We start from the raw sequence: 6,206 nt of genomic DNA on the forward strand, positions 1-6,206 counted from the left end.
GCCGTGCGCTTCCCTTTCCCGCCGGCCGGGCGAGATCCGCGCGAGGACGAGTCCTCGGTACGGACCACGATCGGCGGAGCCGGAGAGCACGGCCCGTCCGAGAAAACGAGAGGCAGCGAAAGATCATGCGAAACGTCACCGGATGGGCAGCACAACAGCCGGGCGGTCCGCTGAAGCCCTGGGAGTTCCAGCGCCGGGATCCGCTGAGCGGGGACGTGGCCGTACGCATCGAGTACTGCGGTGTCTGCGCAAGCGACATCTCCGCGATCCGCCACGGCGGCGACTATCCACTGGTGCCCGGCCACGAGATGGTCGGAGAGATCATCGCGGTCGGCGGTGACGTCTCCCGGTTCGCGGTGGGCGACAAGGTGGCGGTCGGCAATATCGTCGACTCCTGCGGTGTGTGCCCCGCGTGCCGGGCCGGCCGGGAGAACTGGTGCTTCGAGTTCCCCACGCTCACCTATGGCGGAGTCGACCGGAAGGACGGGAATCCGACCCGTGGCGGCTTCTCCTCGGAGTACGTCCTCGACCAGCGCTTCGTCTACGCCCTGCCGCAGGGACTCGATCCGGCCGGTGTCGCGCCGCTGATGTGCGCCGGCATCACCACGTACTCACCGCTCCGGCGCTGGGGCGCGGGCCCGGGCAAGACGGTCGGCATCGTGGGTATGGGCGGACTCGGCCATCTCGCGCTGAAGCTCGCGCACGCGCTCGGCGCCGAGGTCGTCCAGTTCACCAGGTCGATGGAGAAGGCGGCGGACGCGCGAGCACTGGGCGCCGACGATGTGGTCCTGTCCACGGACGAGGACCAGATGGCCGCGCAGACAGGCCGGTTCGATCTCATCCTCGACACGGTCGGCGCGCCGCACGCGCTGGAACCGTATCTGTCCGCGCTCGCGATGGACGGGACTCTCTGTCTCGTCGGCATCCCCGAAGGCGAGTTGAAGCTCAATCCCCTCAGCCTGATCGTGGGAGCGAAGAACCTGGCGGGTGCCGGAAGCGGCGGCACGGTGGAGACCCAGGAGATGCTCGAATTCTGTGCCGAGCACGGCATTGTCGCGGATGTCGAACTCATGCGGCCGGACCAGGTCAACGAGGCACTGGACCGCCTCGCCCGCAATGATGTCCGCTATCGCTTCGTCCTGGACATGACGAAGTAGCGGTGTGATCCCGGTGCCGTCGCGCACCCCCGAGCGGCGCGCCGTCCGGACGACCTGGCTGGGGCCTGTGAGTGCTGTGGCAAGCGTGGCGGCATGTGATTCCCGTGTGCGGTCGAAGCTCGGAGACAGGCCCAAGGGCCGTCCCGCAACCCCCGGCGCGCGTACCACGGTGGTCGCGGCGCGTCGCCGCACCGTATGTACACGCCCTGCCCGCGCCTCGTGGCGCACGGCATTCCGACGCCGTGCGCCGGCGTACAGGGGGATTACGGGACAGCTCATGGCCGACGGGATCCGGAGCGGGCGCGGCCGTGGCGGCCCCGTGCGAGTGTCTCCAGTCGCGCCGGACGCGCCGGATGAACACACCGCGCTCTCCGCCCCGGTTCCTCGTGGATCGCTGTCCCGGCTCCGCCTTGGTCGAGCTCACACCGAGGGACCGCCATCGCGAGCATCCCGTGCCACCGCGGGTGTTGTGCACACGGGAGAAGGACGGGTCAGCTCGTGGGAGCCTGGTAGAGGCCGCGGCCGGCGCGGTGGGCGCGTGATGTCGCGACAAGACGGTCGAGCGTGCTGCGTACGGCGTTGATGCTGCCGGGAGTGTCGTCGCGCCCGAGGGCCTGGGCCACGTCGCGGGCGCGGACAGGAGTGCTGCCCGACTTCGTCAGGACCTCGACGATCTGCTCGGTCAGGCCACTGGACTGCTGGTCCACCGACGCGGAAACCGTCTTCTTCGCCGAGCGGGTCTCGGTGTCGTCGGCGGGCGCGGGCTTCTTCGCCGTACGGCGCTTCTGCTCCTTGGGCTCCTCGGCCTTCTGCTTCTCGCTCGTACCGGCCGCGGCCTTGCGGGACTTGGCGCGTACAGACGCGGAAGCCTCCTCCACCGGCGCCTCCGCCGTGGGCGTCTTGGTGGCCACGGCTGCGGCGGCCCGACCTGCCACCGGCTCGGGCTTCTTCTTCGGTGCCGCCTTCTGGACAGTCGCGGCGACGGGCTTTGCCGCCGCCGTGTCCGGAAGCGCCGCCGGCTGGATGTGGCGGGTGAGGGAGAGAGCCTGCAGCGCGCCCAGAGCGGCGCGTACCGACTCCAGGCGCTCGGTGACAGTGGCGAGTTCCTTTTCGAGGGACTGCTGCTGTTCTTCGAGTTGGGGAAGTTCGGCCTGCAATGAGGCAGTGGTTGCTTCGACGTTTCCGGGTACCGCTGACGTGGATGTCATGTAGGTGTCTTTCCGCTGTGGGCCGCCGCAGGGGGCCCCGTGGATTACCGCTGTACGGCAAGCGTAGGCCCTGTTGGGACTTCACAGTGCGGCTTGTGGTGTCACTCGGGGGCGAAGGTGTGCGAGTGAGTGGTCTTTCGCCGCCGTACAGGCGCGGAGTGTTGTCGAGGCGCGCCGTCGCAAGTGATCTTGGCTCCGGAGTAGGAAACGCGCACGGTCCGCTGTGGACTGGGCTGCTTCCAGGGGCAGTTGTCGCTTCGGTCGCGCAACGACACTCGCTGGTACGCGTGGCGGACAGCCGGGCCGCGGAGCCGGTTCTCCGGGTCTCCGGGCCCGTGCTGCCGCACCCGCGGTGGCGCACAGAAAAAAATGGGATTCCGTGCGAGAAATCGCCCGCACGGTGCGCGAGCGGCCTCCGTGTCGGTCCTGACACCACCGCCAAGGGCCCTCGCACCGGCGGACGGACGGCCGGCGGCGTGTGGGTGTTCTGTGGCCCGGCAGGGCCGCGGCGTGCCGTCAGATCTGGTTGACACCGCCGTCGATGAACAACTCGATGCCGGTGATGTACGTGCTCTGGTCGGAGGCGAGGAACAGGACGGCGTCCGCGACTTCCTCGGGACGTCCCATGCGGCCCAGAGGTGTCGCGTCGACCAGGGCTTCGACCATCGGGGAGGTCTGCTGCCGGTCCGGGCCCAGCCCGGTGACTCCCGGAGTGTCGATAGGCCCGGGGCTGATGGCGTTGACGCGGATGGCCCGGCCCTTGAGCTCATTGGCCCAGGTCCGGGCGAAGGACCGTACAGCGGCCTTGGAGGCGCAGTAGACGCCGAACGCCTCCATGCCGGCGCTGCCCGCGATGGACGAGGCCAGAATGACGGAGGCCCCGTCGTTCAGCAGTGGCAGCGCCTTCTGGACCGTGAACAGGGTGCCTTTCACATTGACGCCGACGACGTTGTCGAAGTGTTCCTCGGTGACCTCCTCAAGCCGCGCGAACGAGCCGCCGCCCGCGTTGGCATAGAGCACATCGATGCCACCGCCTCTGCCGGCCACCGTCTGATAGAGCCGGTCGAGATCCGCCAGATCGGCCGCGTCGCTCCGCACAGCGGTGGCGTTGCGGCCGATCGTCTTCACGGCGGCGTCCAGTTCGGCCTGGCGCCGACCGGTCACGAACACATGTGCTCCCTCGTCGGCGAACCGACGAGCGGCGGCCAGGCCGATTCCGGCGCTGCCACCGGTCACGACCGCTGTCTTGCCGTCGAGCTGTCCCATGGGTCTCCTCCCGCTGAAAAGTGGTCATCTCAAACGATATGGCGCTATGTCCTTATTGTGGCGAGGGCGCGGGCTGTTGTTCGAGAAGTGGAGGAACAAGGCGGTGAGGCTCCCTGGACTGACGTTCCCTTGGCGTTTCAGGCCGTCAGCCGGCGGCGGTCGTCGTCCATACGACTCTGTGGGCCGCTCCCGGTACGGGAGCGGCCCACAGAGCGGGAGCGCGTTGAGCGGGCGGGATCTGTCGGACAGGGCCCGGGTCAGCCGACGGTGAGCGCGGTGTCGTCGACCACGAACGAGGTCTGCAGCTTGGAGCCCTCGGTGCTGGTGAACTTCAGAGTCACCGTCTGCCCGGCGAAGGCGCTGAGGTCGAAGGTGCGCTGCGTGTAGCCGGCGGCCGCGTTGACGTTGGAGTACGACGCCGGCGTGGAGAGCACACTTCCCGAGCTGTTGACCACCTGGACCTTGAGCGTGTCATAGGCGGTCGTGCTGGTTTCGGCGGTGTCGATGTGAAGCCAGAAGCCGAGTGTGGCGTCACAGCCCGATGGAATGGTCACCGGCTGGGAGAGGGTCGTGGTGCCGGAAGTGCCGTGGCCGCCCAGCCATGCCTTGTACGAGCCGGAGTGGGCCGCCTTGCTGGTGCTGGAGGTGATGACGCCGCTGGAGGCGGACCAGCCCGAAGCGCCGGATTCAAAGCCGGGGTTGGCCAGAAGCTGACCGGAGGCGCAGTCGCCGCCGCCTCCATCGCCGCCTCCGGTACCGCCGTCGCCGGACAGCCAGGCGGTGGCGTTGAGGGCGAGGGCGGCGTTGGTCGCGGACGGATCGTTCCAGCCGTCGTAGAGAGTGTCGCCGGGCGCGCCGGTGCCGTCGTCGACCGGCGAGGTGTCGCCCCAGATCGCCACCCGGCCGCTGCCGAAGGTGCTGGTGGCGAAGAACGCCCCGGTGGTACCGGTGGTGCTGGAGCCCGAACGCCAGAGCAGGCCCTTGACCGACGGGTTGTCGGCCGGCTTGAGGGTGAAGGTGGTGCCGTTGGCGATCAGGCTGCCGGTCACCCTGCCGAAGGGACCGTTCAGGACGGGGTTGCCGCTGTCGCTGATGGCCTTCGGGTTGCCGGAGCCGATGTTGAGAATGTCCACCGAGAAGCCGAACGGGTTGGTGTTGTCGACGCCGTTGCTGGTCATCAGGTCGTTGATGATCTTGGGCGAGTCGTAGCCGTCGTTGTTCCGGTCGCTGGCGTCGTGGTCGGAGATCAGGAAGAGACCTCCGCCGTTCTGCACGAACTTCATGACCGCGGTCTTCTCCGCGGCGCTGAGGCGGATGTTCGGCTCGGGCAGTACGAAGGTGTCGAAGTTCTTCAGGTCGAGCGCGCCGGAACCGCCGTAGGTGATGGTGTTGCCCGGCGGCAGTGTGTTGAGTGTGTAGTCGCCGGTCTTCTGGAGCGCCACTCCCCATGCGGACAGGCCGCCGGTCCAGTCCGTCTCCTTCGAGGGTGTGGAGTCCTGGCCCAGTGGGTCGGGCTGACTGGAGCCGATGACCCAGTCGGCGTTTCCCGCCGTCTCGGCCTTGGTGTTGTCGAACAGCACGCGGTGTGTCGCGGCGGCGGCCGGGCCGGCGGCCTGGGCGGAGAAGCCCGAGCCCGCGGCGATGACGCCGAGTGCCGTCGCCGCGGCGGCGAGCAGGAAGCGGGACTGTCTGGACCTGAGCATCCGTCAACCTCCGTGTGGGGGAGTGGTGGTGAGGGCGGAGCGACAAGAGGAGGAGCTTGAGCCAGTCTGCGCGCGTAGATCTGGTATCGGACTACCAACACGCTACAAATGGATGAACGTTGTCCGGTGCCGAATCGGCGCCGTTGCCGTGCGACCGTGGTGCCCGGCGGAGTACGTGTCCCGGTCGGCTCCCGTCGGCCGGGACCGGACTGGGGCGGCGGCTCGTCGGCCGCCGCCCCGGTCCTGGTGCGCGCCCGGGAGATATCACCTCCGCCGGACGGCGGGCTCAGGTGGCGTAGACACTCAGGGACGAGAGCTGTCCGGCGGGCCAGCCCGTGTTGCCGGTGAACTGCACCCGCACATAACGGGTGTTGGCGGCTGTCGGCAGCGTGACCGTGGTGCTGTTTCCGCTGGAGGGGTCGAAGACACGGCCGGCCGCATCCGCGAGCGTGGTGAAGCTGGTGCCGTTCGTACTGCCGAGGACGGCCACGGTCTGGGTACGGGTGGCCCACGCCGGGTCCGGAGGGAGAGCGAGCACAACGCGCTTGACGGCGTACGTAGCTCCGAGATCGACCTGGACCCACTGCGGGAACGCGTTGTTGACACTCTCCCAGTACGATCTGGTGTCTCCGTCGACGGCGTTACCGGGTCCGTAGACCTGTGTGTAGCCGCTGGCCGTGGCGGGTTTGCGCAGAGCGAGGTCGCCGGTCGGTGGCTGCGGCCCGCCTCCTCCGGGCAGTGGCACGGTCGGACGTACCGCCGTCAGTGCTATCTCGCCTTTGAGCATGCGGCCGCCGTCGGCGGTGAGGCGGAGGTAGTAGTCGGAGGAGCAGGGGGTGCCGTCTTCGTCGAGGGCGCGGATGCCGGTGCCG

The 6,206-nt window shown here is 68.7% G+C and carries 5 protein-coding genes; 1 reads left to right on the forward strand and 4 read right to left on the reverse strand.

Annotated elements, in window-relative coordinates:
• The first annotated feature begins 125 nt into the window (after window positions 1-125).
• A complete protein-coding gene (locus tag PV679_RS32035; RefSeq protein WP_319684277.1) occupies window positions 126-1,157 on the forward strand; it encodes an NAD(P)-dependent alcohol dehydrogenase in 1,032 nt (343 codons plus the stop codon).
• A gap of 491 nt (window positions 1,158-1,648) precedes the next feature.
• Here the strand turns inward: PV679_RS32035 and PV679_RS32040 are convergent, their stop codons facing one another.
• From PV679_RS32040 to PV679_RS32055, 4 genes are all read right to left on the reverse strand, one after another.
• Window positions 1,649-2,365 (reverse strand): hypothetical protein, encoded by a 717-nt coding sequence (locus PV679_RS32040; RefSeq protein WP_319684278.1) that lies wholly within the window; start codon window positions 2,363-2,365, stop codon window positions 1,649-1,651.
• A gap of 516 nt (window positions 2,366-2,881) precedes the next feature.
• Entirely contained in the window at window positions 2,882-3,631 is a 750-nt protein-coding gene (locus PV679_RS32045) for a glucose 1-dehydrogenase (protein ID WP_319684280.1), read from the reverse strand.
• Window positions 3,632-3,888: 257 nt separating this feature from the next.
• Window positions 3,889-5,334 carry a hydrolase gene (locus tag PV679_RS32050; RefSeq protein WP_319684282.1) on the reverse strand — a complete coding sequence of 482 codons (1,446 nt, stop codon included), beginning with the start codon at window positions 5,332-5,334 and terminating at the stop codon, window positions 3,889-3,891.
• Between the two features lie 286 nt (window positions 5,335-5,620).
• The coding region (locus tag PV679_RS32055) for a discoidin domain-containing protein (protein WP_319684283.1) at window positions 5,621-6,206 on the reverse strand (586 nt) is incomplete at its 5' end.

The sequence above is a fragment of the Streptomyces sp. AK02-01A genome, assembly GCF_033795305.1.
Taxonomy (GTDB): Bacteria; Actinomycetota; Actinomycetes; order Streptomycetales; family Streptomycetaceae; genus Streptomyces.

Excerpts from the sequence above, each read along its gene's own strand:
- PV679_RS32035 (WP_319684277.1), top strand. The coding sequence starts at position 126 with ATGCGAAACGTCACCGGATGGGCAGCACAACAGCCGGGCGGTCCGCTG.
- PV679_RS32040 (WP_319684278.1), bottom strand. The coding sequence starts at position 2,365 with ATGACATCCACGTCAGCGGTACCCGGAAACGTCGAAGCAACCACTGCC.
- PV679_RS32045 (WP_319684280.1), bottom strand. The coding sequence starts at position 3,631 with ATGGGACAGCTCGACGGCAAGACAGCGGTCGTGACCGGTGGCAGCGCC.
- PV679_RS32050 (WP_319684282.1), bottom strand. The coding sequence starts at position 5,334 with ATGCTCAGGTCCAGACAGTCCCGCTTCCTGCTCGCCGCCGCGGCGACG.